Source organism: Pseudomonas parafulva, from assembly GCF_000800255.1.
GTDB classification, from domain to species: domain Bacteria; phylum Pseudomonadota; class Gammaproteobacteria; order Pseudomonadales; family Pseudomonadaceae; genus Aquipseudomonas; species Aquipseudomonas boreofloridensis.
In genome coordinates this window covers 3,711,773-3,737,417 of sequence record NZ_CP009747.1, presented here as the reverse complement: position 1 = coordinate 3,737,417, position 25,645 = coordinate 3,711,773, and the positions used below count along the sequence as shown (strand labels likewise).

General features: G+C 57.7%; 37 protein-coding genes. 36 read left to right on the top strand and 1 reads right to left on the bottom strand.

All coding sequences use genetic code 11. The features are described 5' to 3' along the window. Positions 1-170 precede the first annotated feature (170 nt). The 34 genes from rpsL to bfr all read left to right on the top strand — a co-directional run bounded on the left by rpsL (position 171) and on the right by bfr (position 20,590). Positions 171-542: a 30S ribosomal protein S12 gene (gene rpsL / locus NJ69_RS16330; protein ID WP_003257088.1), complete on the top strand. Its 372-nt coding sequence runs from the start codon at positions 171-173 to the stop codon at positions 540-542. Between the two features lie 106 nt (positions 543-648). After that, positions 649-1,119 (top strand): 30S ribosomal protein S7, encoded by a 471-nt coding sequence (rpsG, locus tag NJ69_RS16325; RefSeq protein WP_003246741.1) that lies wholly within the window; start codon positions 649-651, stop codon positions 1,117-1,119. A gap of 30 nt (positions 1,120-1,149) precedes the next feature. Next, positions 1,150-3,297: an elongation factor G gene (fusA, locus tag NJ69_RS16320; RefSeq protein WP_039581064.1), complete on the top strand. Its 2,148-nt coding sequence runs from the start codon at positions 1,150-1,152 to the stop codon at positions 3,295-3,297. A gap of 27 nt (positions 3,298-3,324) precedes the next feature. Then, positions 3,325-4,518, top strand: coding sequence for an elongation factor Tu (gene tuf / locus NJ69_RS16315; protein ID WP_003255489.1), 1,194 nt, complete (start codon positions 3,325-3,327; stop codon positions 4,516-4,518). Positions 4,519-4,659: 141 nt separating this feature from the next. After that, on the top strand, positions 4,660-4,971 hold the full coding sequence (gene rpsJ, locus NJ69_RS16310; protein ID WP_003186070.1) for a 30S ribosomal protein S10: 312 nt from the start codon (positions 4,660-4,662) through the stop codon (positions 4,969-4,971). Positions 4,972-5,052: 81 nt separating this feature from the next. After that, positions 5,053-5,688, top strand: a complete 636-nt coding sequence (rplC, locus tag NJ69_RS16305; RefSeq protein WP_039581041.1) for a 50S ribosomal protein L3 — start codon at positions 5,053-5,055, stop codon at positions 5,686-5,688. A gap of 12 nt (positions 5,689-5,700) precedes the next feature. Further along, positions 5,701-6,303: a 50S ribosomal protein L4 gene (gene rplD, locus NJ69_RS16300; RefSeq protein WP_009397517.1), complete on the top strand. Its 603-nt coding sequence runs from the start codon at positions 5,701-5,703 to the stop codon at positions 6,301-6,303. Beyond that, the gene (rplW, locus tag NJ69_RS16295) at positions 6,300-6,599 is read left to right on the top strand and encodes a 50S ribosomal protein L23 (RefSeq protein WP_029614574.1); all 300 of its coding nucleotides are present in this window, start codon (positions 6,300-6,302) and stop codon (positions 6,597-6,599) included. The genes rplD and rplW overlap by 4 nt, the downstream gene beginning before the upstream one ends. A 14-nt stretch (positions 6,600-6,613) precedes the next feature. Further along, complete coding sequence (gene rplB, locus NJ69_RS16290; RefSeq protein WP_029614573.1) at positions 6,614-7,438, top strand: 50S ribosomal protein L2; 825 nt, start codon at positions 6,614-6,616, stop codon at positions 7,436-7,438. A 16-nt stretch (positions 7,439-7,454) separates the two neighbouring features. Further along, on the top strand, positions 7,455-7,730 hold the full coding sequence (rpsS, locus tag NJ69_RS16285) for a 30S ribosomal protein S19 (protein WP_010486981.1): 276 nt from the start codon (positions 7,455-7,457) through the stop codon (positions 7,728-7,730). A gap of 11 nt (positions 7,731-7,741) precedes the next feature. After that, entirely contained in the window at positions 7,742-8,074 is a 333-nt protein-coding gene (gene rplV, locus NJ69_RS16280; RefSeq protein ID WP_003103908.1) for a 50S ribosomal protein L22, read from the top strand. Between the two features lie 13 nt (positions 8,075-8,087). Continuing rightward, positions 8,088-8,774 carry a 30S ribosomal protein S3 gene (gene rpsC, locus NJ69_RS16275; protein WP_003255481.1) on the top strand — a complete coding sequence of 229 codons (687 nt, stop codon included), beginning with the start codon at positions 8,088-8,090 and terminating at the stop codon, positions 8,772-8,774. A 12-nt stretch (positions 8,775-8,786) separates the two neighbouring features. Beyond that, entirely contained in the window at positions 8,787-9,200 is a 414-nt protein-coding gene (rplP, locus tag NJ69_RS16270; RefSeq protein WP_009397508.1) for a 50S ribosomal protein L16, read from the top strand. Beyond that, the gene (rpmC, locus tag NJ69_RS16265; RefSeq protein ID WP_002555481.1) at positions 9,200-9,391 is read left to right on the top strand and encodes a 50S ribosomal protein L29; all 192 of its coding nucleotides are present in this window, start codon (positions 9,200-9,202) and stop codon (positions 9,389-9,391) included. The genes rplP and rpmC overlap by 1 nt, the downstream gene beginning before the upstream one ends. A gap of 2 nt (positions 9,392-9,393) precedes the next feature. Beyond that, entirely contained in the window at positions 9,394-9,660 is a 267-nt protein-coding gene (rpsQ, locus tag NJ69_RS16260) for a 30S ribosomal protein S17 (RefSeq protein ID WP_023534981.1), read from the top strand. 23 nt (positions 9,661-9,683) lie between these two features. Then, the gene (gene rplN / locus NJ69_RS16255) at positions 9,684-10,052 is read left to right on the top strand and encodes a 50S ribosomal protein L14 (protein ID WP_011063774.1); all 369 of its coding nucleotides are present in this window, start codon (positions 9,684-9,686) and stop codon (positions 10,050-10,052) included. A gap of 11 nt (positions 10,053-10,063) precedes the next feature. After that, entirely contained in the window at positions 10,064-10,378 is a 315-nt protein-coding gene (gene rplX, locus NJ69_RS16250; RefSeq protein WP_016715319.1) for a 50S ribosomal protein L24, read from the top strand. 20 nt (positions 10,379-10,398) lie between these two features. After that, positions 10,399-10,938 (top strand): 50S ribosomal protein L5, encoded by a 540-nt coding sequence (rplE, locus tag NJ69_RS16245; RefSeq protein ID WP_012316517.1) that lies wholly within the window; start codon positions 10,399-10,401, stop codon positions 10,936-10,938. A 13-nt stretch (positions 10,939-10,951) separates the two neighbouring features. After that, positions 10,952-11,257: a 30S ribosomal protein S14 gene (gene rpsN, locus NJ69_RS16240; protein WP_009397499.1), complete on the top strand. Its 306-nt coding sequence runs from the start codon at positions 10,952-10,954 to the stop codon at positions 11,255-11,257. A 209-nt stretch (positions 11,258-11,466) separates the two neighbouring features. After that, positions 11,467-11,859, top strand: coding sequence for a 30S ribosomal protein S8 (rpsH, locus tag NJ69_RS16235; protein ID WP_008089805.1), 393 nt, complete (start codon positions 11,467-11,469; stop codon positions 11,857-11,859). Positions 11,860-11,871: 12 nt separating this feature from the next. Beyond that, positions 11,872-12,405 (top strand): 50S ribosomal protein L6, encoded by a 534-nt coding sequence (gene rplF / locus NJ69_RS16230; RefSeq protein ID WP_009681972.1) that lies wholly within the window; start codon positions 11,872-11,874, stop codon positions 12,403-12,405. A gap of 10 nt (positions 12,406-12,415) precedes the next feature. After that, positions 12,416-12,766, top strand: coding sequence for a 50S ribosomal protein L18 (gene rplR / locus NJ69_RS16225; RefSeq protein ID WP_029614571.1), 351 nt, complete (start codon positions 12,416-12,418; stop codon positions 12,764-12,766). A gap of 3 nt (positions 12,767-12,769) precedes the next feature. Next, positions 12,770-13,270, top strand: coding sequence for a 30S ribosomal protein S5 (gene rpsE / locus NJ69_RS16220; protein WP_003255465.1), 501 nt, complete (start codon positions 12,770-12,772; stop codon positions 13,268-13,270). Between the two features lie 2 nt (positions 13,271-13,272). After that, on the top strand, positions 13,273-13,449 hold the full coding sequence (gene rpmD / locus NJ69_RS16215; RefSeq protein WP_029614570.1) for a 50S ribosomal protein L30: 177 nt from the start codon (positions 13,273-13,275) through the stop codon (positions 13,447-13,449). Between the two features lie 3 nt (positions 13,450-13,452). Continuing rightward, a complete protein-coding gene (rplO, locus tag NJ69_RS16210) occupies positions 13,453-13,887 on the top strand; it encodes a 50S ribosomal protein L15 (RefSeq protein WP_039580851.1) in 435 nt (144 codons plus the stop codon). Beyond that, positions 13,888-15,219, top strand: a complete 1,332-nt coding sequence (gene secY, locus NJ69_RS16205; protein ID WP_003257108.1) for a preprotein translocase subunit SecY — start codon at positions 13,888-13,890, stop codon at positions 15,217-15,219. Between the two features lie 29 nt (positions 15,220-15,248). Continuing rightward, positions 15,249-15,365, top strand: coding sequence for a 50S ribosomal protein L36 (gene rpmJ / locus NJ69_RS16200; protein ID WP_011531897.1), 117 nt, complete (start codon positions 15,249-15,251; stop codon positions 15,363-15,365). 131 nt (positions 15,366-15,496) lie between these two features. Then, positions 15,497-15,853 (top strand): 30S ribosomal protein S13, encoded by a 357-nt coding sequence (rpsM, locus tag NJ69_RS16195; RefSeq protein WP_003255457.1) that lies wholly within the window; start codon positions 15,497-15,499, stop codon positions 15,851-15,853. 18 nt (positions 15,854-15,871) lie between these two features. Then, positions 15,872-16,261 (top strand): 30S ribosomal protein S11, encoded by a 390-nt coding sequence (rpsK, locus tag NJ69_RS16190; RefSeq protein ID WP_003255454.1) that lies wholly within the window; start codon positions 15,872-15,874, stop codon positions 16,259-16,261. A 15-nt stretch (positions 16,262-16,276) separates the two neighbouring features. Next, entirely contained in the window at positions 16,277-16,897 is a 621-nt protein-coding gene (rpsD, locus tag NJ69_RS16185; RefSeq protein WP_029614568.1) for a 30S ribosomal protein S4, read from the top strand. Between the two features lie 22 nt (positions 16,898-16,919). Next, positions 16,920-17,921, top strand: a complete 1,002-nt coding sequence (locus NJ69_RS16180) for a DNA-directed RNA polymerase subunit alpha (RefSeq protein WP_003255452.1) — start codon at positions 16,920-16,922, stop codon at positions 17,919-17,921. 42 nt (positions 17,922-17,963) lie between these two features. Continuing rightward, on the top strand, positions 17,964-18,350 hold the full coding sequence (rplQ, locus tag NJ69_RS16175; RefSeq protein WP_003255451.1) for a 50S ribosomal protein L17: 387 nt from the start codon (positions 17,964-17,966) through the stop codon (positions 18,348-18,350). Between the two features lie 172 nt (positions 18,351-18,522). After that, positions 18,523-19,962: a catalase gene (locus tag NJ69_RS16170; protein WP_039580803.1), complete on the top strand. Its 1,440-nt coding sequence runs from the start codon at positions 18,523-18,525 to the stop codon at positions 19,960-19,962. 163 nt (positions 19,963-20,125) lie between these two features. Further along, complete coding sequence (gene bfr, locus NJ69_RS16165; RefSeq protein WP_039580802.1) at positions 20,126-20,590, top strand: bacterioferritin; 465 nt, start codon at positions 20,126-20,128, stop codon at positions 20,588-20,590. Positions 20,591-20,690: 100 nt separating this feature from the next. On the opposite strand, the gene uvrA is transcribed toward bfr, so the two are convergent. Continuing rightward, entirely contained in the window at positions 20,691-23,525 is a 2,835-nt protein-coding gene (gene uvrA / locus NJ69_RS16160; RefSeq protein WP_039580801.1) for an excinuclease ABC subunit UvrA, read from the bottom strand. Between the two features lie 129 nt (positions 23,526-23,654). Between uvrA and NJ69_RS16155 the strand changes: the two genes are divergently transcribed. Further along, a complete protein-coding gene (locus NJ69_RS16155) occupies positions 23,655-25,049 on the top strand; it encodes an MFS transporter (protein WP_039580798.1) in 1,395 nt (464 codons plus the stop codon). Between the two features lie 9 nt (positions 25,050-25,058). Then, positions 25,059-25,607 (top strand): single-stranded DNA-binding protein, encoded by a 549-nt coding sequence (locus NJ69_RS16150; protein ID WP_029614564.1) that lies wholly within the window; start codon positions 25,059-25,061, stop codon positions 25,605-25,607. Positions 25,608-25,645 lie beyond the last annotated feature (38 nt).

Here is a 25,645-nt window from a genome sequence, read left to right as displayed (position 1 = left end):
GACATGAATTGTTGCCGATGACCGGGCAGGAAGGGTCGGGGCCTTGTCTTGACTGGGTGCAAGATCCTCTTTAGACTTTTGTACCCTTAAATTTGGTGAGGCTCCGTCTCGCCAATTTTTGGCTTTCTTGCAAGACAATAGCGTCGCAAGACATTCAGTGGAGCTAGTAGATGGCAACTATCAACCAGCTGGTACGTCAGCCGCGCAAGCGTACCGTCGAGAAATCCGACGTACCTGCGCTGCAGAACTGCCCGCAACGTCGTGGCGTGTGCACCCGTGTGTACACCACCACGCCGAAAAAACCTAACTCGGCACTGCGTAAAGTATGCCGTGTGCGTCTGACCAACGGTTTCGAGGTTTCCTCGTACATCGGTGGTGAAGGCCACAACCTGCAAGAGCACAGCGTCGTCCTGATCCGTGGCGGCCGTGTAAAAGACTTGCCAGGTGTTCGTTACCACACCGTTCGCGGCTCTCTGGATACTTCGGGCGTCAAAGGCCGTAACCAGGGTCGTTCGAAGTACGGTACCAAGCGTCCGAAGTAATCGGCCGTTTGCAGACATCCATTTATTTGAGTCGATAAGAGTAAGGTCGGGCAGGGGTCGAAGATCCAAGTCCCGGGCTAACCTGAAGACCGTTTGAGGGCTTATCATGCCAAGACGTCGTGTAGCAGCAAAACGTGAGATCCTGGACGATCCTAAATACGGATCGCAGATCCTCGCCAAGTTCATGAACCACGTGATGGAAAGCGGCAAGAAGGCCGTAGCCGAGCGCATCGTTTACGGTGCTCTGGATACCGTCAAAGCACGCAAGAACAGCGACCCCCTGGAAATCTTCGAGAAAGCTCTCGACGCCATCGCTCCGCTGGTCGAAGTCAAGTCCCGCCGTGTCGGCGGTGCCACTTACCAGGTTCCGGTTGAAGTTCGTCCATCCCGTCGTAACGCTCTGGCAATGCGCTGGCTCGTAGACTACGCCCGCAAGCGCGGCGAGAAGTCGATGGCTCTGCGCCTGGCTGGCGAGCTGCTGGATGCTGCTGAAGGCAAGGGTGCTGCAGTCAAGAAGCGTGAAGACGTGCACCGTATGGCCGAGGCCAACAAAGCGTTCTCGCACTACCGCTTCTAATTCAAGCATCAATCATTTTGCGAGGGCTTTATGGCTCGTACTACAGCAATTAACCGCTACCGTAACATCGGTATCTGCGCGCACGTTGATGCGGGTAAGACTACCACTACCGAGCGGATCCTGTTCTACACAGGTCTGAGCCACAAAATGGGCGAGGTGCACGACGGCGCCGCGACCACCGACTGGATGGTGCAGGAGCAGGAGCGGGGTATCACCATTACCTCCGCTGCCGTTACTACCTTCTGGAAAGGTTCCCGTGGTCAGTACGACAACTACCGCGTAAACGTCATCGATACCCCCGGCCACGTTGACTTCACCATTGAAGTTGAGCGTTCGCTGCGCGTACTCGACGGCGCGGTCGTCGTATTCTGCGGTACTTCCGGCGTTGAGCCGCAGTCCGAAACCGTATGGCGCCAGGCCAACAAGTACGGTGTTCCACGTGTTGTCTACGTGAACAAGATGGACCGCGCGGGTGCCAACTTCCTGCGCGTTGTCGGTCAGATCAAGAACCGTCTGGGTCATACTCCGGTTCCGGTTCAGCTGGCTATCGGTGCAGAAGATGACTTCCAGGGTCAGGTTGACCTGATCAAGATGAAGGCCATCTACTGGAACGATGACGACAAAGGCACCTCCTATCGTGAGGAAGAAATTCCTGCCGATATGCTGGAGTTGGCTGAAGAGTGGCGCAGCAACATGGTTGAAGCCGCCGCTGAAGCCAACGAAGAGCTGATGAACAAGTACCTTGAAGAAGGTGAGCTGACCGCCGAAGAGATCAAGGCAGGCCTGCGTGCGCGCACCCTGGCCAGCGAGATCGTTCCGGCTGTCTGCGGTTCTTCGTTCAAGAACAAGGGTGTTCCTCTGGTTCTCGACGCTGTCATCGACTTCCTGCCTGCTCCGACCGAGATTCCGGCGATCAAGGGTATCCATCCCGATCTGATCGACGTGCCGAAGGACGAAGTCAAGCTAGAACAGTACGACGAGCGTCCTGCTGACGACAACGAGCCGTTCTCGGCTCTGGCGTTCAAGATTGCCACCGACCCGTTCGTGGGTACTCTGACCTTCGTTCGCGTCTACTCGGGCTTCCTGACCTCCGGTGACTCCGTCATCAACTCGGTCAAGGGCAAGAAAGAGCGCGTTGGTCGTATGGTGCAGATGCACGCCAACCAGCGTGAAGAGATCAAAGAAGTACGCGCTGGCGACATCGCTGCTCTGATCGGCATGAAGGACGTCACTACCGGCGACACCCTGTGCAACGCCGACAAGCCGATCATCCTCGAGCGTATGGACTTCCCTGAGCCGGTCATTTCGCTCTCCGTAGAGCCGAAAACCAAGGCTGACCAGGAGAAGATGGGTATTGCTCTGGGCAAGCTGGCCCAGGAAGACCCGTCGTTCCGCGTCAAGACCGACGAAGAAACCGGTCAGACCATCATCTCCGGTATGGGTGAGCTGCACCTGGACATCCTCGTTGACCGCATGAAGCGCGAGTTCAACGTCGAGTGCAACGTCGGCAAGCCGCAGGTTTCGTACCGCGAGAAGATCACCAAGTCCAACGTTGAGATCGAAGGTAAGTTCGTTCGTCAGTCGGGTGGTCGTGGTCAGTTCGGTCACTGCTGGATCCGTTTCTCGGAACCGGACGTCGACGAGAAGGGCAACATCACCGAAGGTCTGGTGTTCACCAACGAAGTCGTTGGTGGTGTGATTCCTAAGGAATTCATCGCCCCGATCCAGAAGGGTATCGAAGAACAGATGAAGAACGGCGTTGTCGCCGGTTATCCTCTGCTCGGCTTGAAGGCCACGGTATTCGACGGTTCGTACCACGACGTCGACTCCAACGAAATGGCGTTCAAAATCGCTGCTTCGATGGCCACCAAGCAACTGGCCCAGAAGGGCGGTGGCGTGGTTCTCGAGCCGATCATGAAGGTCGAGGTTGTAACCCCGGAAGACTACCTGGGTGACGTGATGGGTGACCTGAGCCGTCGTCGCGGGATGATCCAGGGTAATGAAGACTCGGTGTCCGGCAAGGTAATCACTGCTGAGGTGCCGCTGGGAGAGATGTTCGGTTACGCAACCGATGTTCGTTCCATGTCTCAGGGTCGCGCAAGCTACTCCATGGAATTCTCCAAATACGCCGAAGCTCCGTCGAACATCGTCGAAGCACTCGTTAAAAAACAAGGCTAATCCCCTTTAGGCAAGAGGTTCACTGTCGTGGCTAAAGAAAAATTTGATCGTTCCCTTCCCCACGTTAACGTCGGCACCATCGGCCACGTTGACCACGGTAAGACCACTCTGACCGCAGCTCTGACTCGCGTTTGCTCCGAAGTTTTCGGTTCGGCAATCGTTGAGTTCGACAAGATCGACTCGGCTCCGGAAGAAAAAGCGCGCGGTATCACCATCAACACCGCTCACGTTGAGTACAACTCGACCATTCGTCACTACGCTCACGTTGACTGCCCAGGTCACGCTGACTACGTGAAGAACATGATCACCGGTGCTGCCCAGATGGACGGCGCGATCCTGGTGTGCTCGGCCGCTGATGGTCCGATGCCACAAACCCGTGAGCACATCCTGCTGTCCCGTCAGGTTGGCGTTCCGTACATCGTGGTCTTCCTGAACAAGGCTGACCTGGTAGACGACGCTGAGCTGCTGGAACTGGTCGAGATGGAAGTTCGCGACCTGCTGTCCACCTACGACTTCCCAGGCGACGACACCCCGATCATCATCGGTTCGGCTCGTATGGCGCTGGAAGGCAAAGACGACAACGAAATGGGCACTACCGCTGTCAAGAAGCTGGTAGAGACTCTGGATAGCTACATTCCTGAGCCAGTTCGTGCCATCGACCAGCCGTTCCTGATGCCGATCGAAGACGTGTTCTCGATCTCGGGCCGTGGTACCGTTGTGACCGGTCGTATCGAGCGTGGTATCGTCCGCGTTCAGGATCCGCTGGAAATCGTTGGTCTGCGTGACACCACCACCACCACCTGCACCGGCGTTGAGATGTTCCGCAAGCTGCTGGACGAAGGTCGTGCTGGCGAGAACTGCGGCGTTCTGCTGCGTGGTACCAAGCGTGACGACGTTGAGCGTGGCCAGGTTCTGGTCAAGCCAGGTTCGGTCAAGCCGCACACCAAGTTCACCGCAGAAGTCTACGTTCTGTCGAAAGAAGAAGGCGGCCGTCACACGCCGTTCTTCAAAGGCTACCGTCCTCAGTTCTACTTCCGTACCACTGACGTGACCGGTAACTGCGAACTGCCGGAAGGCGTTGAAATGGTAATGCCAGGTGACAACATTCAGATGACTGTCACTCTGATCAAGACCATCGCAATGGAAGACGGTCTGCGCTTCGCCATCCGTGAAGGCGGTCGTACCGTCGGCGCCGGCGTCGTAGCAAAAATCATCGAGTAATCACTCGACCGGTTGAAAAAGCCCCCGCTCAGCGGGGGCTTTTTTTATTGGGTTGACACTAAATGGGGGCGTCTATAGAATCACGCCTCCTTTTAGCGGGCGTAGTGCGTCCGTTGGGAACAGCCTGGAGTCTGAAATCCAATGCAAAATCAGCAAATCCGTATCAGGTTGAAGGCTTTCGACCATCGCCTGATCGACCAATCCACCCAGGAAATCGTGGAAACCGCGAAACGTACTGGTGCACAAGTGCGTGGTCCAATTCCACTGCCTACTCGCAAAGAGCGTTTCACCGTTCTGGTCTCCCCGCACGTCAACAAAGACGCGCGTGACCAGTACGAGATTCGCACTCATAAGCGCGTTCTGGACATCGTCCAGCCGACGGATAAAACCGTTGATGCGCTGATGAAGCTTGATCTTGCGGCAGGTGTGGAAGTGCAGATCAGCCTCGGCTAAGACTTCGGTCCTAGTCGTGTAACGCTCTGAAATGGGCGGCCATAGCGGGTGAAAGCCCCGTACACTCATGAGGTTTACAACATGACTATTGGTGTAGTCGGTCGCAAATGCGGTATGACCCGCGTTTTCACCGAAGAAGGTGTCTCCATTCCGGTCACGGTCATTGAGATCGAGCCGAATCGCGTCACCCAGTTCAAAACTGAAGAATCCGATGGCTACCGTGCAGTGCAAGTCACTGTCGGCGAGCGTCGTGCTTCGCGTGTGACTGCCGCTCAGGCAGGTCACTTCGCCAAGGCTAACGTTGCCGCTGGTCGCGGTGTCTGGGAGTTCCGTCTTGAAGAAGGCGATTTCCAGGCTGGCGATCTGATCAAAGCTGAACTCTTCACTGCAGGCCAGCTGGTAGACGTAACCGGTCAGTCCAAAGGTAAAGGCTTCGCCGGTACCATCAAGCGTTGGAACTTCCGTGGTCAGGACAACACCCACGGTAACTCCGTATCGCACCGTGTCCCTGGCTCCATCGGCCAGTGCCAGACTCCTGGTCGTGTATTCAAGGGCAAGAAGATGTCCGGTCACATGGGCGCCGAGCGCGTGACTGTTCAGTCCCTGGAAGTAGTACGCGTAGACGCTGAACGCAACCTCCTGCTGATCAAGGGTGCCGTTCCAGGCGCTACTGGCGGCGACGTGGTTGTGCGTCCAGCTGTCAAGGCTCGCGGTTAAGGGGAAACTGACATGCAACTTAATGTAAATGACGCTCAGGCGATCGAAGTTTCCGAACTGACTTTCGGTGGCGAATTCAACGAGACGCTGGTACACCAAGCAGTCGTGGCCTACATGGCCGGCGGCCGTCAGGGCACCAAGCAGCAAAAGACCCGTTCCGACGTGGCCGGTGGCGGTAAGCGCCCATGGCGTCAGAAGGGTACTGGCCGTGCTCGTGCCGGTACCACTCGTGGTCCGATCTGGCGTGGCGGTGGTGTCACCTTCGCAGCTCGCCCTCAAGATCACTCGCAGAAGCTCAACAAGAAGATGTACCGCGCAGCTCTGCGCTCCATCCTCTCCGAGCTGGTGCGTAGCGATCGTCTGGTCGTGGTTCAGGACTTCGCTGTCGAAGCGCCGAAAACCAAAGACTTGCTGAACAAGCTGAACGGCATGGGCCTGAACGATGTTCTGATCGTTTCGGACGCAGTTGATCAGAATCTGTATCTGGCTGCTCGTAACCTGCCGCACGTCGACGTACGTGACGTACAAGGTTCCGACCCGGTAAGCCTGATCGCCTACGAGAAAGTGTTGATCACTGTCTCCGCCGTGAAGAAATTCGAGGAGCTGCTGGGATGAACCAGGAACGCGTATTCAAAGTCCTCCTTGGCCCGCACGTTTCCGAGAAGGCTACCGTTCTGGCTGAGAAAAAAGGCCAGTTCGTATTCAAGGTTGCTACCGATGCAACCAAGCTGGAAATCAAGAAAGCTGTCGAAGGCCTGTTCAACGTAAAAGTTGAAAACGTGTCGACTGTCAACGTGATGGGTAAAACCAAGCGTACCGCACGTGGTCTGGGCAAGCGCAATGACTGGAAGAAGGCGATCGTATCCCTTCAGCCAGGCCAAGATCTCGATTTCAGCAGCAGTGCTGAGTAAGGAAGGGGTGCATCATGGCAATCGTTAAATGCAAACCGACTTCCCCTGGCCGCCGTTTCGTGGTCAAGGTGGTCAACAAGGAGCTGCACAAAGGCGCTCCTCACGCACCGCTGCTCGAGAAGAAATCGAAGTCTGGTGGTCGTAACAACAATGGCCGCATTACTACCCGTCATGTGGGTGGTGGTCATAAGCAGCACTACCGTCTGGTCGACTTCCGTCGCAACGACAAAGATGGCATCCCTGCCACTGTCGAGCGCGTCGAATATGACCCGAACCGTACTGCTCACATCGCACTGCTGTGCTACGCAGACGGCGAGCGTCGCTACATCATCGCCCCTAAAGGCGTGAGCGCTGGCGACCAGCTGATCGCAGGTGCACTGGCCCCAATCAAGGCTGGTAACTCCCTGCAGCTGCGCAACATCCCAGTAGGTAGCACCATTCACGGCATCGAGCTGAAGCCGGGTAAAGGTGCACAGATCGCTCGTTCCGCTGGCGCTTCGGCTCAGCTGATCGCTCGTGAAGGTGCCTATGTGACTCTGCGTCTGCGCTCCGGTGAGATGCGCAAAGTACTGGCTGAATGCCGTGCGACCCTGGGTGAAGTCTCGAACTCCGAGCACAGCCTGCGTTCGCTGGGTAAAGCAGGTGCTAAACGCTGGCGCGGCGTTCGCCCAACCGTTCGTGGTGTTGCCATGAACCCGGTTGACCACCCACATGGTGGTGGTGAAGGTCGTACCTCCGGTGGTCGTCATCCGGTATCGCCATGGGGCTTCCCAACCAAGGGTGCGAAGACCCGCGGTAATAAGCGTACCGACAACATGATCGTCCGTCGTCGCAAGTAACTAGAGGGATACGACAGTGCCACGTTCTCTGAAAAAAGGTCCTTTTATCGATCTTCACCTGCTGAAGAAGATCGAAGTGGCGGTGGAAAAGAACGATCGCAAGCCGGTGAAAACCTGGTCGCGCCGTTCGATGATCCTGCCACAAATGGTCGGTCTGACCATCGCGGTACACAACGGTCGCCAACACGTCCCCGTTCTCGTGAACGAAGACATGGTCGGCCACAAACTGGGCGAGTTCGCCGGTACCCGCACCTATCGCGGGCACGTGGCTGACAAGAAAGCCAAGCGTTAAGGGGTAAGGAAATGGAAGTAGCCGCTAAGTTGTCGGGCGCTCGAATCTCCGCCCAGAAAGCCCGCTTGGTCGCCGACCAGATCCGCGGGAAGAAGGTGGGCGAAGCGCTCAACCTGTTGGCCTTCAGCAGCAAAAAAGCCGCTGAAATCATGAAGAAAGTCCTCGAGTCGGCCGTTGCCAACGCCGAACACAACGAAGGCGCAGACGTTGATGACCTGAAGGTCTCCACCGTTTTCGTCAACGAAGGGCGTTCGCTTAAGCGCATCATGCCGCGTGCCAAAGGCCGCGCTGATCGCATCGTCAAGCGGTCTTGCCATATCACTGTCAAGGTTGCGGACAAGTAACGGAGTCGATCAGATGGGTCAGAAAGTACATCCCACTGGCATTCGCCTGGGAATCGTCAAGGAGCACACCTCCGTCTGGTACGCAGACGGTGCTACTTACGCAGATTACCTGTTGAAGGATCTGAAAACGCGTGAGTACCTCCAAGACAAACTAAAAAGCGCGTCCGTAAGCCGTATCGATATTCATCGTCCGGCTCAAACTGCACGCATCACCATCCACACTGCTCGTCCCGGTATCGTTATCGGCAAGAAAGGTGAGGATGTCGAGAAGCTGCGTCAGGACCTGACCAAGCAGATGGGTGTGCCTGTGCACATCAACATCGAAGAGATCCGCAAGCCGGAGCTCGACGCCATGCTGGTTGCTCAAAGCGTTGCCCAGCAGCTGGAGCGCCGCGTTATGTTCCGTCGCGCCATGAAGCGCGCAGTACAGAACGCCATGCGTATTGGTGCCAAGGGCATCAAGATCCAGGTGAGCGGTCGTCTCGGCGGTGCCGAGATCGCCCGTACTGAGTGGTATCGGGAAGGTCGTGTGCCACTGCACACCCTGCGTGCCGATATCGACTACAACACCTACGAAGCTCACACCACCTACGGTGTGATCGGTGTGAAGGTTTGGATCTTCAAAGGCGAAGTGATTGGTGGTCGCCAGGAAGAGCTGAAGCCGCAAGCACCAGCGCCTCGTAAAAAAGCTGCTAAGTAAGGGGTACGCCAAATGTTGCAACCAAAGCGTACAAAATTCCGCAAGCAGATGACTGGCCACAACCGTGGTCTGGCACTGCGCGGTAGCAAGGTCAGCTTCGGCGAGTTCGCCCTGAAAGCTGTTGCTCGCGGTCGCCTCACCGCCCGTCAGATCGAGTCGGCACGTCGTGCACTGACCCGTCACGTTAAGCGTGGCGGCAAGATCTGGATCCGCGTCTTCCCGGACAAGCCAGTTACCAAGAAGCCTCTTGAAGTGCGGATGGGTAAAGGTAAGGGTTCCGTGGAGTACTGGGTTGCCCAGATCCAGCCAGGCAAAGTCCTGTACGAGATCGAGGGTGTTTCTGAAGAGCTGGCGCGCGAAGCTTTCGCTCTGGCCGCTGCAAAGCTGCCTCTCGCCACCTCCTTTGTTAAGCGGACGGTGATGTGATGAAAGCGAATGAACTTCGTGAAAAATCGGCACAGCAACTGAACGAGCAACTGCTCGGCTTGCTGCGCGACCAGTTCAATCTGCGTATGCAGAAAGCAACTGGCCAGTTGGGGCAGTCGCACCTGCTCTCGCAAGTTAAGCGTGACATCGCTCGCGTGAAAACTGTGCTCAACCAGCAGGCAGGTAAGTGATCATGGCTGAAGCTGAAAAAACCGTCCGTACGCTGACTGGCCGTGTCGTCAGCGACAAAATGGACAAGACCATCACCGTTCTGATCGAGCGTCGCGTCAAGCACCCGATCTACGGTAAATACGTTAAGCGTTCGACTAAGCTGCACGCGCACGACGAAACCAACCAGTGCAAAATCGGCGACAAGGTTTCCATCACCGAAACCCGTCCGCTGGCCAAGACCAAGTCCTGGGCACTGGTTGAAGTCCTCGAACGCGCTGTTGAAGTCTAAGGGCTAGGGGTCGGAGAAATTTTATGATTCAGACTCAATCCATGCTCGATGTGGCCGATAACAGCGGCGCTCGTCGCGTCATGTGCATCAAGGTGCTCGGCGGTTCGCACCGCCGTTACGCTGGCATCGGTGACATCATCAAAGTAACCGTCAAGGAAGCGATTCCTCGCGGTAAGGTCAAAAAAGGCCAGGTGATGACCGCTGTTGTCGTCCGTACCCGTCACGGTGTACGTCGCGCTGACGGTTCCATCATTCGTTTCGACGGCAACGCTGCTGTTCTGCTGAACAACAAGCAAGAGCCGATCGGTACTCGCATCTTCGGGCCAGTGACCCGTGAGCTTCGTAACGAGAAGTTCATGAAGATCGTCTCGCTCGCCCCTGAAGTGCTGTAAGGAGATCCGACATGCAAAAGATTCGTCGTGACGACGAGATCATCGTGATCGCCGGCAAAGACAAGGGCAAGCGCGGTAAGGTGCTGAAGGTGCTCGCTGACGACCGTCTGGTCGTTGGTGGTGTCAACCTGGTCAAGCGTCATACCAAGCCGAACCCGATGGCAGGCGTTCAGGGCGGTATCGTCGAGAAAGAAGCGCCTCTGCACGCTTCCAACGTGGCCATCTTCAATGGCGAAACCAACAAGGCTGACCGTGTTGGTTTCAAAGTAGAAGACGGTAAGAAAATTCGTGTCTTCAAGTCGACCCAAAAAGCGGTTGATGCTTGAACACTGCTAGGTAGAAGACCATGGCACGACTGAAAGAGATTTACCGGAACGAAATCGCTCCCAAGCTTAAGGAAGAACTTAAGCTGTCGAACGTAATGGAAGTTCCGCGCGTTACCAAGATCACCCTGAACATGGGTCTGGGCGAAGCGATCGGTGACAAGAAAGTCATCGAGCACGCTGTTGCCGATCTCGAAAAGATCACCGGCCAAAAGCCGGTCGTGACCTTCGCTCGTAAATCCATCGCGGGCTTCAAAGTCCGTGAGGGCTGGCCGATCGGTGTCAAGGTGACCCTGCGTCGCGAAAAAATGTACGAGTTCCTGGACCGCCTGCTGGCGATCTCCCTGCCTCGGGTTCGCGACTTCCGCGGCCTGAATGCCAAGTCCTTCGACGGTCGTGGCAACTACAGCATGGGCGTGAAAGAGCAGATCATCTTCCCGGAAATCGACTACGACAAGATCGATGCTCTGCGCGGTTTGGACATCACCCTGACCACCACTGCTCGTTCGGACGACGAAGGCCGCGCTCTGCTGCGTGCTTTCAAGTTCCCGTTCCGCAACTGATTGGAGTAGGAAAATGGCCAAGAAGAGCATGAAAAACCGCGAGCTGAAGCGTCAGCTCACGGTAGCCAAGTACGCTAAAAAGCGTGCCGAGCTGAAAGCGACCATCGTCAACCTGAACGCCTCTCCTGAAGAGCGTTTCGCTGCCGTTGTCGCGCTGCAGAAGCAACCGCGTGATGCCAGTGCCGCACGTCTGCGCAACCGTTGCCGCCTGACCGGTCGTCCTCACGGTGTTTACCGTAAGTTCGGCCTGGGCCGTAACATGCTGCGCCAGGCTGCAATGCGCGGCGACGTACCAGGTCTGGTCAAGGCCAGCTGGTAAGCGCTGCTGGTGTGATTTCCGGTGGAAGGAGAGAAATCTCCGACCACCGGTGGCCTCGCCAACGAACAAGCCCCTTCATGGGGCTTGTTTCGTTTCTGTCTTGTGTCTAGAATGACCGGCTCACCTGGGCCTGGGTATTTTGCCCTGCCTGCTTAGGTGGTTGTGATAGCCGCAAGGCTAATAATTCTTGTATCAGGAGCATCTAGCCCATGAGTATGCAGGACCCGTTAGCGGACATGCTAACTCGCATCCGTAATGCCCAGATGGCTGAAAAGTCCGTCGTAAGCATGCCTTCCTCCACCCTGAAGGTCGCGGTTGCCAAAGTTCTGAAAGATGAAGGTTACATCGCCGGCTACCAGGTAACTGGTGAGGCCAAGCCTTCCCTGTCGATCGAACTGAAGTACTTCGAAGGCCGTCCGGTCATCGAGGAACTGAAGCGCTCCAGCCGTCCAGGCCTGCGCCAGTACAAGTCCGTCACCGATCTGCCGAAAGTACGTGGCGGTCTGGGCGTGTCTATCGTCTCCACCAACAAAGGTGTGATGACTGATCGCGCTGCGCGCGCTGCCGGTGTCGGTGGCGAAGTTCTGTGCACAGTGTTCTAAGGGGAGATAGGCATGTCTCGCGTTGCTAAGAACCCCGTTAAGCTGCCCGCCGGTGTCGAAGTCAAATTCGCCGGCCAGCAGCTTTCGGTGAAGGGTGCCAAGGGCACTCTCGAACTGAACGTTCACTCGTCTGTTGAAGTTACCGAAGAGTCCGGCGAACTGCGCTTCGTCGCTCGCAACGGTGACCAGCAAGCTCGCGCCATGGCCGGTACCACCCGTGCTCTGGTGAACAACATGGTCCAGGGCGTAAGCCAAGGCTTCGAGCGCAAGCTCCAGCTGGTCGGTGTTGGTTACAAGGCACAGGCCAAGGGCACTGTCCTGAACCTGGCTCTGGGCTTCTCGCATCCAGTGGACTACGAACTGCCAGCCGGTATCACCGCAGAAACCCCAAGCCAGACCGATATCCTGATCAAGGGTATCGACAAGCAGCTGGTGGGTCAGGTGGCCGCTGAAATCCGCGACTTCCGTCCGCCAGAGCCTTACAAAGGCAAGGGTGTGCGTTACGCGGACGAAGTAGTCCGTCGTAAAGAAGCCAAGAAGAAGTAGGGCCTAGCAAATGACCGACAAAAAAGTTACTCGACTGCGTCGCGCTCGCAAAGCACGCCTGAAAATGCACGAGCTCGAAGCCGTGCGTCTGTGCGTGTTCCGCTCCTCGCAGCACATCTATGCCCAAGTCATTTCGGCCGACGGCAGCAAGGTTCTGGCAAGCGCCTCGACCTTGGACAAAGACCTGCGTGATGGCGCCACCGGCAACATCGACGCGGCCACTAAGGTTGGCAAGCTGGTTGCTGAGCGTGCGAAAGCCGCCGGTGTATCTCAAGTTGCCTTTGACCGTTCCGGCTTCAAGTACCATGGCCGCGTCAAAGCGCTGGCCGATGCTGCTCGTGAAGGCGGGCTGGAGTTCTAAGTTATGGCAAATAACGATCAAAAGCGCGACGAAGGCTACATCGAGAAGCTGGTTCAAGTTAACCGCGTTGCTAAAACCGTCAAAGGCGGCCGTATCTTCACCTTCACCGCGTTGACCGTGGTAGGTGATGGTAAAGGTCGCGTCGGCTTCGGCCGTGGCAAGTCGCGCGAAGTACCTGCTGCGATTCAGAAAGCCATGGAAGCTGCACGTCGCAACATGATCCAGGTTGACCTGAAGGGCACCACCCTGCAGTACGCCACCAAGGCTGCCCACGGCGCCTCGAAGGTTTACATGCAGCCTGCTTCGGAAGGTACCGGTATCATCGCCGGCGGCGCAATGCGTGCTGTCCTGGAAGTTGCTGGCGTCCAGAACGTTCTGGCCAAGTGCTACGGTTCGACCAACCCAGTGAACGTGGTCTACGCCACCTTCAAGGGTCTGAAAGCCATGCAATCTCCTGAATCCATTGCTGCCAAGCGCGGCAAGAGCGTCGAGGAGATCTTCTGATCATGGCAACCGTAAAAGTAACGCTGATCAAGAGCACCGCTGGCCGTCTGCCTAACCACATTCTGTGCGTTAAAGGCCTGGGTCTGCGTCGCATCGGTCACACTGTAGAAGTCCAGGATACTCCCGAGAATCGCGGGATGATCAACAAGGCTTACTACATGCTGCGCGTCGAGGGTTAATCGATGAAACTCAATGATCTGAGTCCAGCGCCGGGTTCCCGTCGCGAGAAGCATCGTCCGGGTCGTGGTATCGGTAGCGGTTTGGGCAAGACTGGTGGCCGCGGCCACAAAGGTCAGACCTCCCGTTCCGGTGGCACCATCGCTCCGGGCTTCGAAGGCGGTCAACAACCGCTGCACCGTCGTCTGCCGAAGTTCGGCTTCGTCTCCCTGAAGGCTATGGACCGCGCCGAAGTGCGTCTGTCCGAGCTGGCCAAGGTGGAAGGTGACGTGGTTACCGTACAGTCCCTGAAGGACGCCAACGTGATTGGCCAGAACGTTCAGCGTGTGAAAATCATGCTGTCGGGCGAAGTCACTCGCGCTGTCACCATCAAGGGCATCGCAGCCACCAAAGGTGCGCGTGCGGCTATCGAAGCAGCTGGCGGCAAGTTCGAGGAATAAATGGCTAAGCAAGGTGCTCTCTCTTCGCTCGGTAAGGGCGGGATGTCGGAACTCTGGGCTCGTCTGCGCTTTCTGTTCATGGCGATCATCGTCTACCGGATCGGCGCGCACATCCCGGTGCCTGGCATCAATCCAGACCGTCTGGCGGATCTGTTTCGGCAGAATGAGGGGACCATTCTTAGCTTGTTCAACATGTTTTCCGGTGGTGCGCTGGAGCGCATGAGTATTTTCGCATTGGGGATCATGCCGTACATTTCGGCATCGATCATCATGCAGCTCATGACCGCGGTCAGCCCACAACTGGAGCAGTTGAAGAAGGAAGGTGAAGCTGGCCGTCGCAAGATCAGCCAGTACACCCGCTACGGCACCGTTATCCTGGCGCTGGTTCAAGCCATTGGCATGTCCATTGGCCTGGCCAACCAGGGCGTGGCGTTTTCTGTAGGCCTGGGCTTCCATGTCGTTGCCGTCTCCACTTTCGTGGCCGGCGCAATGTTCATGATGTGGCTCGGCGAGCAGATCACCGAGCGCGGTGTAGGCAACGGTATCTCGATGTTGATCTTCGCAGGTATCGTTGCCGGTCTTCCGAGAGCAATCGGGCAGTCTTTCGAGTCTGCGCGCACAGGCGATATCAATATTTTCGCCCTGGTCGCTATCGGTTTGCTTGCAGTAGCGATCATCGGTTTCGTGGTGTTCATCGAGCGTGGTCAGCGTCGTATCGCCGTTCACTACGCCAAGCGTCAGCAGGGCCGCAAGGTCTTCGCCGCGCAGACCAGCCACTTGCCGTTGAAGGTAAACATGGCGGGCGTCATTCCCGCCATTTTTGCCAGCAGCATCCTGCTGTTCCCGGCTTCGTTGGGTGCCTGGTTCGGTCAGTCTGAAGGTATGGGCTGGCTGCAGGACATCTCGCAGTCGATCGCTCCTGGTCAGCCGTTGAACATTCTGCTGTTTAGTGCAGGGATCATTTTCTTCTGCTTCTTCTATACAGCGTTGATGTTCAACCCGAAAGACGTAGCGGAAAACCTGAAGAAGTCCGGTGCCTTTATTCCGGGTATCCGTCCTGGTGAGCAGTCGGCGCGCTACATTGATGGCGTTCTGACTCGTCTGACCATGTTCGGTGCTCTTTACATGATGGCCGTCTGCCTTCTGCCCCAGTTCCTGGTGGTGGCTGCAAACGTGCCGTTCTACCTTGGCGGGACCTCGTTGCTGATTGTGGTGGTGGTTGTGATGGACTTCATGTCCCAAGTACAATCGCACCTCGTTTCGCACCAGTACGAATCCCTGATGAAGAAAGCCAACCTGAAAGGCTACGGTGGCAGCGGTCTGCTGCGCTGATAGACCCCCTAAGGTTCGAGGAGTCGGTAATGAAAGTTCGTGCATCGGTGAAAAAGCTGTGCCGCAACTGCAAGATCATTCGTCGCGAAGGTATCGTGCGCGTGATCTGCAGCGCGGAACCGCGTCACAAGCAGCGCCAAGGCTGAGTGTGATCTGCGCTTCAAACCCAGCAGCTAGTGCGCTGCTGGGTTGATTATTCGTTTCTACAGCGATATTATCTCGCGCCCTATTTCTTGGCTTCCGGGGCGTAGGTAGCTGTCAATTGGAGTCCCACTGAATGGCCCGTATTGCAGGCGTCAACATTCCAGATAACAAGCATACTGTTATCTCGCTGACCTACATCTATGGTGTCGGTCGCACTACTGCACAGAAAATCTGTGCAGATGCTGGTGTAAATCCAGCCGCTAAGATCAAGGATCTGAGCGACGAGCAAATCGAAACCCTGCGTGGCGAAGTTGCGAAGTTCACCACCGAAGGTGACCTGCGTCGTGACATCAACATGAAGATCAAGCGCTTGATGGACCTGGGTTGCTACCGCGGCCTGCGCCATCGTAAAGGTCTGCCGGTTCGCGGTCAGCGCACCAAGACCAACGCACGCACCCGTAAGGGCCCGCGTAAGCCGATCCGCAAGTAATCGCCCAGGAATATAGACATGGCAAAACCTGCTGCTCGTCCTCGTAAGAAAGTCAAAAAGACAGTGGTTGATGGCATCGCCCACATCCACGCTTCTTTCAACAACACCATCGTGACCATCACCGATCGTCAGGGCAACGCATTGTCCTGGGCGACTTCCGGTGGTTCGGGTTTCCGTGGTTCGCGCAAATCCACCCCGTTCGCAGCTCAGATCGCTGCTGAGCGTGCTGGTCAAGCTGCGCTGGAATACGGTCTGAAGAACCTCGACGTGAACGTCAAGGGTCCAGGTCCAGGTCGTGAGTCCGCCGTTCGTGCATTGAACAGCTGCGGCTACAAGATCGCCAGCATCACCGACGTGACGCCTATCCCGCATAACGGGTGCCGTCCGCCGAAGAAGCGTCGCGTGTAATCAGGAGACAGAAGAATGGCACGTTACATTGGTCCAAAATGCAAACTGTCTCGTCGTGAAGGCACCGACCTGTTCCTGAAGAGCGGCGTTCGCGCTCTGGAATCGAAGTGCAACATCGAAGCAGCCCCAGGTATCCACGGCCAGCGCCGTGGCCGTCAGTCCGACTACGGTACCCAGCTGCGCGAGAAACAAAAAGTCCGTCGTATCTACGGTGTTCTGGAGCGTCAGTTCCGCGGTTACTACCAAGCTGCTGCCTCGAAAAAAGGCGCAACCGGTGAGAACCTGCTGCAACTGCTCGAGTGCCGTCTGGATAACGTCGTCTACCGTATGGGCTTCGGCTCGACTCGTTCCGAGTCCCGTCAGCTGGTTTCGCACAAAGCGATCAGCGTCAACGGTAAGACTGTAAACATTCCATCCTACCAAGTTCGTCCGGGTGACGTGGTCGCAGTTCGCGAGAAGTCGCTGAACCAGCTGCGCATTGTTCAGGCCCTTGAACTGTGCTCTCAGCGTGGCCGCGTTGAGTGGGTAGACGTTGATTCCGCTAAAAAGTCGGGCGTTTTCAAGAACGTTCCTGCTCGCAGCGACCTGTCCGCCGACATCAACGAAAACCTGATTGTCGAGCTCTACTCCAAGTAAGGGCTAGAAAATAGGTGCATCCATGCAGATTTCGGTAAATGAGTTCCTGACGCCCCGTCACATCGACGTTCAGGTGGTCAGTCCAACCCGCGCCAAGATCACGCTCGAGCCTCTCGAGCGTGGTTTCGGCCATACCCTGGGCAACGCGCTGCGCCGCATCCTGTTGTCCTCCATGCCTGGCTGTGCAGTAGTCGAGGCCGAGATCGATGGTGTACTCCATGAGTACTCCGCGATCGAAGGTGTACAGGAAGACGTCATTGAAATCCTGTTGAACCTCAAAGGTCTGGCTATCAAGCTGCACGGTCGTGACGAAGTTACGCTGACCTTGTCGAAAAAGGGTTCGGGGGTGGTTACCGCTGCCGATATTCAGCTGGATCACGATGTCGAGATCGTCAACCCCGATCACGTAATCGCGAACCTGGCGTCCAACGGCGCCCTGAACATGAAGCTCACCGTAGCTCGTGGTCGTGGTTACGAGCCGGCCGACTCCCGTCAAACCGACGAAGACGAAAGCCGTAGCATTGGCCGTCTTCAGCTGGACGCTTCGTTCAGCCCGGTGCGTCGTATCGCCTACGTGGTCGAGAACGCCCGTGTTGAACAGCGTACCAACCTGGACAAGCTGGTCATCGATCTGGAAACCAACGGCACCCTGGATCCTGAAGAGGCCATCCGTCGGGCCGCGACCATCCTGCAACAGCAGCTGGCCGCGTTCGTCGACCTCAAAGGTGACAGCGAGCCGGTCGTGGTCGAGCAGGAAGACGAGATCGATCCGATCCTGCTGCGCCCGGTTGACGACCTGGAACTGACTGTACGTTCGGCCAACTGCCTCAAGGCGGAGAACATCTACTACATCGGCGACCTGATTCAGCGTACCGAAGTAGAGCTGTTGAAGACTCCTAACCTGGGCAAGAAGTCCCTGACCGAAATCAAGGACGTCCTGGCCTCTCGTGGTCTGTCTCTCGGCATGCGCCTCGACAACTGGCCGCCTGCAAGTCTTAAGAAAGACGACAAGGCGACTGCCTGATCGTCGTAATCACCGAACGTAGTGTTTGGTAAGGAATGAATCATGCGTCATCGTAAAAGTGGACGTCACCTGAGCCGTACCAGCTCTCACCGCAAGGCTATGTTCCAGAACATGGCAGTGTCGTTGATCGAGCACGAGCTGATCAAAACCACCCTGCCGAAAGCCAAGGAACTGCGCCGCGTTGCCGAGCCGCTGATCACCCTGGCCAAGGAAGACAGCGTTGCCAATCGTCGTCTGGCCTTCGACCGTACCCGTTCGAAGTCTGCTGTTGGCAAACTGTTCAACGATCTGGGCAAGCGCTACGCCACTCGTCAGGGCGGCTACCTGCGCATCCTGAAGTGCGGTTTCCGCGCTGGCGACAACGCGCCTATGGCGTACGTCGAGCTGGTTGATCGTCCAGTCGGTGGTGCTGTAGAAGCTGCCGAGTAAGACGTTCCGTCTGCTACAAAGAACCGGGCCTAGTGCCCGGTTTTTTGTGTTCGAATAAATTGTAAAAATCTATCGAACATAAAATATCAATGCATTAGATCTTTTTATCTGTGCTCGCGATACTGCTCCCCAAGCCGATCAAGCCAACATTTGCGTCTGATAAGGAGAGCCCATGAGCAAGATCCTCACCACCGCCAGCGGTGCGCCCGTTGCCGACAACCAGAATTCCCGCTCCGCGGGTCCGCGCGGTCCATTGCTGCTCGACGATTTCCACCTGATCGAAAAGCTTGCCCATTTCAACCGCGAAAACATCCCTGAGCGCCGTGTGCACGCAAAGGGCTCGGGCGCCTATGGCACCTTCACCGTGACTCGCGATATCACTGAGTACACCAATGCTCGGCTTTTCGATGGCGTCGGCAAGCAGACCGAAACCTTCCTGCGGTTCTCTACCGTAGGTGGCGAGCGCGGCTCCGCCGACACCGAACGCGATCCACGTGGCTTCGCCGTCAAGTTCTATACCGAAGAGGGCAACTGGGACATCGTGGGTAACAACACGCCCGTGTTCTTCATTCGCGATCCACTCAAGTTCCCCGACTTCATCCACACGCAGAAGCGCAACCCTCAGACCAACCTGAAAAGTGCGCAGATGATGTGGGACTTCTGGTCGCATTCGCCTGAGGCGCTGCACCAGGTCACCATCCTGTTCTCTGATCGTGGCATTCCGGATGGCTACCGCCACATGCACGGCTTCGGCAGCCACACCTACAGCCTGATAAACGCTGAGGGACAGCGCACCTGGGTCAAATGGCACTTCAAGACGCAGCAGGGCATCAAGAACCTGACGCCGGCCGATGCTGCGCGTATCGCAGGTACTGACCCTGACTACGCCCAGCGTGACTTGTTCGAGGCCATCGAGCAGGGCAACTATCCGCGTTGGACAGTATGCATTCAGGTCATGAGCGAGGAGGAGGCTGCCAACCGAGCCGAAAACCCGTTCGACGTCACCAAGACCTGGTCGCAGAAAGAATATCCACTGATCGAAGTTGGCGTGCTTGAGCTCAACCGCAATCCGCTCAACTACTTCGCCGAAGTCGAGCAGGCTGCATTCGGGCCGAGCAACATGGTGCCGGGCGTGGGCTTGTCGCCCGATCGTATGCTGCAGGGTCGCGTGTTCGCTTACGCTGACGCCCATCGTTACCGCGTCGGTACCAATCACCAACACTTGCCGGTGAATGCGCCGCGCTGCGCGGTAAACAGCTATCAGCGCGACGGTGCCATGAGCATGGGTAGCTATGGCAGTGCTCCTAACTACGAGCCAAACAGCTTCGCCGACGCGCCCAAGCAGTCCCCGCGCCACGCGGAACCTGCCTTGGCGCTCAATGGCGCAGCCGATCGTCACGATCATCGTGAGGACGACGACTACTACAGCCATGCCGGTGCACTGTTCCGGTTGATGAGTCCTGAGCAACAAGCGCTGTTGATCGACAACATCGCAGGCACTATGGCGGGTGTGACGGAAGAAGTGGTTCGACGCCAGTTGCAGCACTTCCATAAAGCCGATCCAGCTTATGGTGGCGGGATTGCCAAAGCGCTGGGCATCAATCTGTTCTGAGTCGAAGTGATAAGGAGAACCGCCCGCATTTGGGCGGTTTTTCAATGAAAATCACTACTGTTTGTCGAGTTTTTTCGCATAAATTGCGCGGTATCGAGTGACCTTGGGAAAATCATGGTTCACACTATGAGCCTATCAAGCGTTATTCAGGAGTATCAGGGCGATGCAAGGTCACCCGGACGTCATCGATTACCTCAACACGTTGCTCACGGGCGAACTGGCGGCACGCGATCAGTATTTCATCCACTCGCGCATGTACGAAGACTGGGGCCTTTCGAAGCTCTACGAGCGTATCAATCACGAGATGGAAGAAGAGGCGCAGCACGCCGATGCTCTGATGCGTCGTATCCTCATGCTCGAAGGCACGCCGCGCATGCGGCCGGACGACCTCGATATCGGCACGACGGTGCCTGAAATGATCGCCGCCGACTTGCGCCTGGAGTACAAAGTGCGTGCTGCCCTGTGCAAGGGCATCGAGTTGTGCGAGTCGCACAAGGATTACATCAGCCGTGACATCCTGCGCGCGCAGTTGGCTGATACCGAGGAAGATCACACGTACTGGCTGGAAAAGCAGCAGGGGTTGATCAAATCCATCGGGCTGCAGAACTACCTGCAATCGCAGATGTGACACCAGGAGGGCTGTTTAGTCCTCTCGACACATGAGGCCGCACTTACAAGACAGTGCAGATCATCGGATCTGCACTGTTTTATAGGCGCGGCCTTATGCGTTATGCCCGGTCCCGTTCCAATAGCGGTTTCAGATAATGCCCGGTGTAGGATTGCTTCATCTTGCTGAGCTCTTCCGGTGTGCCGCAGGCGATGATTTGCCCGCCGCGTGAGCCCCCTTCTGGACCCAGGTCTACCAGCCAGTCTGCGGTTTTGATCACATCCAGGTTGTGTTCGATCACCACCACGGTATTGCCGTGGTCGCGCAAACGGTGAAGGACGTCCAGGAGTTGCTGGATATCGGCAAAGTGCAAGCCTGTAGTGGGCTCGTCAAGGATGTACAGGGTCTTGCCCGTATCGCGCTTGGACAGCTCGCGCGACAGTTTCACTCGCTGCGCTTCACCGCCCGACAACGTCGTCGCCGATTGTCCCAGCTTGATATAAGACAAACCCACATCCATCAGCGTCTGCAGTTTGCGCGCCAGTGCCGGAACCGCATCGAAGAACTCGCGGGCGTCCTCGATGGTCATTTCCAGCACTTCGTGGATGTTCTTGCCCTTGTACTTGACCTCCAGCGTTTCGCGGTTGTATCGCTTGCTCTTGCACACATCGCACGGCACGTAGATATCTGGCAGGAAGTGCATTTCCACTTTGATCAGGCCATCGCCCTGGCACGCCTCGCAGCGTCCGCCCTTGACGTTGAAAGAAAACCGTCCCGGACCGTAACCGCGTGAGCGTGACTCTGGCACGCCCGCGAAGAGCTCGCGAATCGGCGTGAAAATGCCGGTGTAAGTCGCCGGGTTGGAGCGTGGGGTACGACCGATTGGGCTCTGGTCGATGTCGACCACTTTGTCCAGGTGCTGCAGGCCGTCAATGCTGCTGTGGGCGGCCGGCTCCAGGCTGCTGGCACCGTTCAGGGCGGTGGCGGCCAGGGGGAACAGGGTGTTGTTGATCAGTGTCGATTTCCCTGACCCCGAAACCCCGGTGACGCACGTCAGCAAGCCAATGGGGACTTCCAGATCGACATTCTGCAGGTTGTTGCCGCGCGCACCTTTCAGCTTGAGTTGCAGCTTCTTGTTGCGGGGTGTGCGTTTGGCTGGAACGACGATCTTCTTGCGACCGGACAGATACATGCCGGTCACCGAGTCTGGATGGGCCATGACCTCGTCCGGCGTACCTTCGGCGACGATCTGCCCGCCATGTACACCAGCGCCTGGGCCAATGTCCACGACATAGTCGGCCAGGCGAATGGCGTCCTCGTCGTGCTCTACGACGATCACCGTGTTGCCCAGGTCGCGCAGGTGGTTGAGGGTGGCCAGCAGGCGATCGTTGTCACGCTGGTGCAGGCCGATCGATGGCTCGTCGAGGATGTACATGACCCCCACCAGGCCCGCACCGATCTGGCTGGCCAGGCGGATGCGCTGCGCTTCGCCCCCGGAGAGCGTTTCGGCGCTGCGGTCGAGGGTGAGATAGTCCAGGCCCACGTTGACCAGAAACTGCAACCGCTCGCAGATTTCCTTCAAGATCTTCGCCGCGATCTCGCCACGTCGGCCGGTCAGGGTTAGCGCAGCGAAGTATTCGCTGGCGTCGCCGATCGGCAGGTTGGTGACCGCCGGCAGCGTCTTCTCACCGACCCAGACATGCCGTGCCTCGCGGCGCAAGCGAGTACCGCGGCAGTCTGGACAGGGCTGGGTACCGAGGAACTTGGCCAGTTCCTCGCGCACGGTGGCCGACTCGGTTTCGCGGTAGCGCCGCTCCAGATTCGGCACGATACCCTCGAAGGGGTGCGAGCGTTTGACGATGTCGCCGCGGTCGTTGAGGTACTTGAAGTCGACGCTGTGCTTGCCACTGCCCTGCAGGATGACCTTCTGGTGCTCGGCCGCCAGTTCACCGAAAGGCTGGTCGAGACTGAAGCCATAGTGCGCGGCCAATGAGCCGAGCATCTGGAAGTAATACACATTGCGCCGGTCCCAGCCGCGGATCGCGCCTTCGGCCAGGGTCAGCTCGGCGTTGACCAGGCGCTTGGTGTCGAAGAACTGCTTGACCCCCAGGCCGTCGCAGGTCGGACAGGCACCGGCCGGGTTGTTGAAGGAAAACAACTTGGGTTCCAGCTCGCTGATCGCATGGCCGCACACGGGGCAGGCGAAGCGCGCCGAGAAGATCATTTCTTCACCGCTGTCGTCGTCCATCGGCGCCACCAGGGCGATGCCGTCGGCCAGTTTCAAGGCCGTCTCGAACGACTCGGCCAGACGCTGCTGCAGGTCTTCGCGGACCTTGAAGCGGTCGACCACCACGTCGATGCTGTGCTTTTTCTGCTTGTCGAGCTTGGGCAGTTCATCCAGCTCGTAGAGCTTGCCGTTGACCCGGGCGCGGACGAAGCCTTGGGCGCGCATTTCGTCGAACACTGCCAAGTGCTCGCCCTTGCGCTCGCGCACCACCGGTGCCAGCAGCATCAGCTTGCTGCCCTCGGGTTGTTCCAGTACCAGGTCGACCATCTGGCTGACGGTCTGCGCCTCCAGCGGAATGTCGTGATCCGGGCAGCGCGGTGTGCCCACGCGCGCGTACAGCAGGCGCAGGTAGTCGTAGATTTCGGTGATGGTGCCCACGGTCGAGCGCGGGTTGTGCGACGTGGACTTCTGCTCGATGGAAATCGCCGGCGACAAGCCTTCGATGGTGTCGACGTCGGGCTTTTCCATCATCGACAGGAACTGTCGGGCATAGGCCGACAGCGACTCCACGTAGCGACGTTGGCCCTCGGCGTAGAGGGTGTCGAAGGCCAGGGAAGACTTGCCGGAACCGGACAGACCGGTGATGACGATCAGTTTGTCCCGTGGCAGGGTCAGGTCGATGTTCTTCAGGTTGTGGGTGCGTGCCCCACGGATCAGGATCGTGTCCAAAGCAGCCTCGCTCGGCGGGCGTAAACGAAGAAGTATACGGCGCGCTGCCACTACGCGGCAAAGCGTCGCGCAGATGCCGTCTGGTCGTGGGACTGATAGAATCGCCGCCGGTTCAGACGAGGTTCATCCATGCACGACATCCATCAAGAACGCATGAGCGGCAGCGAAACCCGCGCCGCAGGCGGCCTTGCCCTGGTCTTTGCCTTTCGTATGCTGGGTATGTTCATGGTCTTGCCCGTGCTGGCCACCTACGGCATGGACCTGGCCGGCGCCACACCCGCGCTGATCGGCCTGGCCATCGGTGCCTATGGCTTGACCCAGGCGGTCCTGCAGATTCCGTTCGGGATGATTTCCGACCGGATTGGCCGACGCCCGGTGATCTATCTGGGGCTGGTGGTGTTCGCCTTGGGCAGCGTACTGGCGGCGCAGGCCGATTCGATCTGGGGCGTGATCGCCGGCCGTATTCTGCAGGGGGCGGGTGCCATTTCCGCAGCCGTCATGGCCCTGCTTTCCGACCTGACTCGCGAGCAACACCGCACCAAGGCCATGGCCATGATCGGCATGAGCATCGGCGTGTCGTTCGCCGTTGCCATGGTGGTTGGCCCGTTGCTGACAAGTGCCTTCGGTTTGTCAGGATTGTTCCTCGCTACCGCAGGACTGGCGGTAGTGGGTATCGCCTTGATCGCCTTCGTCGTGCCCAGCACGCACAGCGTGTTGCAGCATCGAGAATCGGGCGTGGCACGTCAGGCCCTAGGCCCGACCCTGCGCAATCCGGATCTTCTACGCCTGGACCTGAGCATTTTCGTGCTGCACGCGATCCTCATGGCCAGCTTCGTGGCCCTGCCACTGGCCTTCGTAGAGCGCGCCGGGTTACCCAAGGAACAGCACTGGTGGGTATACCTAACCGCATTGCTGATCTCATTTTTTGCAATGGTGCCCTTCATCATCTACGGCGAAAAGAAGCGCAAGATGAAGCGCGTGTTGGTGGGTGCAGTCACCGTGCTGCTGCTCACCGAGGTGTTCTTCTGGCGCTGGGCTGACGACCTGCGGGCATTGGTGACCGGCACCGTGATATTCTTCACGGCCTTCAACCTGTTGGAGGCATCCTTGCCTTCGCTGGTCAGCAAGGTGTCGCCCGCTGGCGGCAAGGGGACGGCCATGGGAGTCTATTCCACGAGCCAGTTCCTCGGCGCGGCGCTGGGAGGCATCATCGGTGGCTGGTTGTTCCAGCACGGAGGCCTGGGCACGGTGTTCCTCGGATGTGCTGTACTGTGTGGTATCTGGCTGGTATCTGCCTTGGGCATGAACGAACCGCCTTATGTCACCAGCCTGCGTATGCCGCTGACGCCGGAGGCGGTTCGGGAAGCCGGACTGGCCGAACGTCTGATGGCCGTGACGGGTGTGACCGACGCCGTGGTGGTGGCGGAAGAAGCCGCCATCTATATCAAACTGGATACGAAAATTTTGGACCGTGCGACCCTCGAGCGTCTGGTGAACCCAGCCCCGACGGCGTGCGAAGCCTAGGAGAACGTTATGGCCCGTGGGGTTAACAAAGTCATTCTGGTCGGTACCTGCGGCCAGGATCCCGAAGTCCGCTACCTGCCCAACGGTAACGCCGTGACCAACCTGAGCCTGGCCACCAGCGAACAGTGGACCGACAAGCAGTCGGGACAGAAGGTCGAGCGCACCGAGTGGCACCGTGTCTCGCTGTTCGGCAAAGTGGCCGAGATCGCTGGCGAGTACCTGCGCAAGGGTTCGCAGTGCTACATCGAAGGCAAGCTGCAGACCCGTGAGTGGGAAAAGGACGGCATCAAGCGTTACACCACCGAAATCATCGTCGACATGCAGGGCACCATGCAGCTGCTCGGCGGTCGTCCGCAGAACCAGCAAGGCGGCGATCAGTACAACCAGGGTGGTGGCAACAACTACAACCAGGGCGGTGGTCAGCAGCAATACAACCAAGCCCCACCACGTCAGCAGGCGCCGCGTCCGCAGCAGGCACAGCAGCGTCCCGCGCCACAGCAGCAGGCACCCCAGCCCGCCGCTGACTTCGACAGCTTCGATGACGATATTCCGTTCTGAGAAACCGTCCTCGACGCGGTAAACACCCAAAGCGAAGC

Bases quoted from the DNA above. Each gene is read 5' to 3' on its own strand.
- rpsJ (WP_003186070.1), top strand. From the start codon at position 4,660: ATGCAAAATCAGCAAATCCGTATCAGGTTGAAGGCTTTCGACCATCGC.
- rplC (WP_039581041.1), top strand. From the start codon at position 5,053: ATGACTATTGGTGTAGTCGGTCGCAAATGCGGTATGACCCGCGTTTTC.
- rpsL (WP_003257088.1), top strand. From the start codon at position 171: ATGGCAACTATCAACCAGCTGGTACGTCAGCCGCGCAAGCGTACCGTC.
- rpsG (WP_003246741.1), top strand. From the start codon at position 649: ATGCCAAGACGTCGTGTAGCAGCAAAACGTGAGATCCTGGACGATCCT.
- rpmC (WP_002555481.1), top strand. From the start codon at position 9,200: ATGAAAGCGAATGAACTTCGTGAAAAATCGGCACAGCAACTGAACGAG.
- rplE (WP_012316517.1), top strand. From the start codon at position 10,399: ATGGCACGACTGAAAGAGATTTACCGGAACGAAATCGCTCCCAAGCTT.
- rpsQ (WP_023534981.1), top strand. From the start codon at position 9,394: ATGGCTGAAGCTGAAAAAACCGTCCGTACGCTGACTGGCCGTGTCGTC.
- rplO (WP_039580851.1), top strand. From the start codon at position 13,453: ATGAAACTCAATGATCTGAGTCCAGCGCCGGGTTCCCGTCGCGAGAAG.
- rplN (WP_011063774.1), top strand. From the start codon at position 9,684: ATGATTCAGACTCAATCCATGCTCGATGTGGCCGATAACAGCGGCGCT.
- NJ69_RS16180 (WP_003255452.1), top strand. From the start codon at position 16,920: ATGCAGATTTCGGTAAATGAGTTCCTGACGCCCCGTCACATCGACGTT.
- NJ69_RS16170 (WP_039580803.1), top strand. From the start codon at position 18,523: ATGAGCAAGATCCTCACCACCGCCAGCGGTGCGCCCGTTGCCGACAAC.
- rplW (WP_029614574.1), top strand. From the start codon at position 6,300: ATGAACCAGGAACGCGTATTCAAAGTCCTCCTTGGCCCGCACGTTTCC.
- rplR (WP_029614571.1), top strand. From the start codon at position 12,416: ATGACCGACAAAAAAGTTACTCGACTGCGTCGCGCTCGCAAAGCACGC.
- rpsC (WP_003255481.1), top strand. From the start codon at position 8,088: ATGGGTCAGAAAGTACATCCCACTGGCATTCGCCTGGGAATCGTCAAG.
- secY (WP_003257108.1), top strand. From the start codon at position 13,888: ATGGCTAAGCAAGGTGCTCTCTCTTCGCTCGGTAAGGGCGGGATGTCG.
- rplV (WP_003103908.1), top strand. From the start codon at position 7,742: ATGGAAGTAGCCGCTAAGTTGTCGGGCGCTCGAATCTCCGCCCAGAAA.
- rplB (WP_029614573.1), top strand. From the start codon at position 6,614: ATGGCAATCGTTAAATGCAAACCGACTTCCCCTGGCCGCCGTTTCGTG.
- rplP (WP_009397508.1), top strand. From the start codon at position 8,787: ATGTTGCAACCAAAGCGTACAAAATTCCGCAAGCAGATGACTGGCCAC.
- bfr (WP_039580802.1), top strand. From the start codon at position 20,126: ATGCAAGGTCACCCGGACGTCATCGATTACCTCAACACGTTGCTCACG.
- rpsH (WP_008089805.1), top strand. From the start codon at position 11,467: ATGAGTATGCAGGACCCGTTAGCGGACATGCTAACTCGCATCCGTAAT.
- rplX (WP_016715319.1), top strand. From the start codon at position 10,064: ATGCAAAAGATTCGTCGTGACGACGAGATCATCGTGATCGCCGGCAAA.
- rplD (WP_009397517.1), top strand. From the start codon at position 5,701: ATGCAACTTAATGTAAATGACGCTCAGGCGATCGAAGTTTCCGAACTG.
- rpsE (WP_003255465.1), top strand. From the start codon at position 12,770: ATGGCAAATAACGATCAAAAGCGCGACGAAGGCTACATCGAGAAGCTG.
- rpmD (WP_029614570.1), top strand. From the start codon at position 13,273: ATGGCAACCGTAAAAGTAACGCTGATCAAGAGCACCGCTGGCCGTCTG.
- fusA (WP_039581064.1), top strand. From the start codon at position 1,150: ATGGCTCGTACTACAGCAATTAACCGCTACCGTAACATCGGTATCTGC.
- rplF (WP_009681972.1), top strand. From the start codon at position 11,872: ATGTCTCGCGTTGCTAAGAACCCCGTTAAGCTGCCCGCCGGTGTCGAA.
- rpmJ (WP_011531897.1), top strand. From the start codon at position 15,249: ATGAAAGTTCGTGCATCGGTGAAAAAGCTGTGCCGCAACTGCAAGATC.
- rplQ (WP_003255451.1), top strand. From the start codon at position 17,964: ATGCGTCATCGTAAAAGTGGACGTCACCTGAGCCGTACCAGCTCTCAC.
- rpsK (WP_003255454.1), top strand. From the start codon at position 15,872: ATGGCAAAACCTGCTGCTCGTCCTCGTAAGAAAGTCAAAAAGACAGTG.
- rpsN (WP_009397499.1), top strand. From the start codon at position 10,952: ATGGCCAAGAAGAGCATGAAAAACCGCGAGCTGAAGCGTCAGCTCACG.
- NJ69_RS16150 (WP_029614564.1), top strand. From the start codon at position 25,059: ATGGCCCGTGGGGTTAACAAAGTCATTCTGGTCGGTACCTGCGGCCAG.
- rpsM (WP_003255457.1), top strand. From the start codon at position 15,497: ATGGCCCGTATTGCAGGCGTCAACATTCCAGATAACAAGCATACTGTT.
- rpsD (WP_029614568.1), top strand. From the start codon at position 16,277: ATGGCACGTTACATTGGTCCAAAATGCAAACTGTCTCGTCGTGAAGGC.
- NJ69_RS16155 (WP_039580798.1), top strand. From the start codon at position 23,655: ATGCACGACATCCATCAAGAACGCATGAGCGGCAGCGAAACCCGCGCC.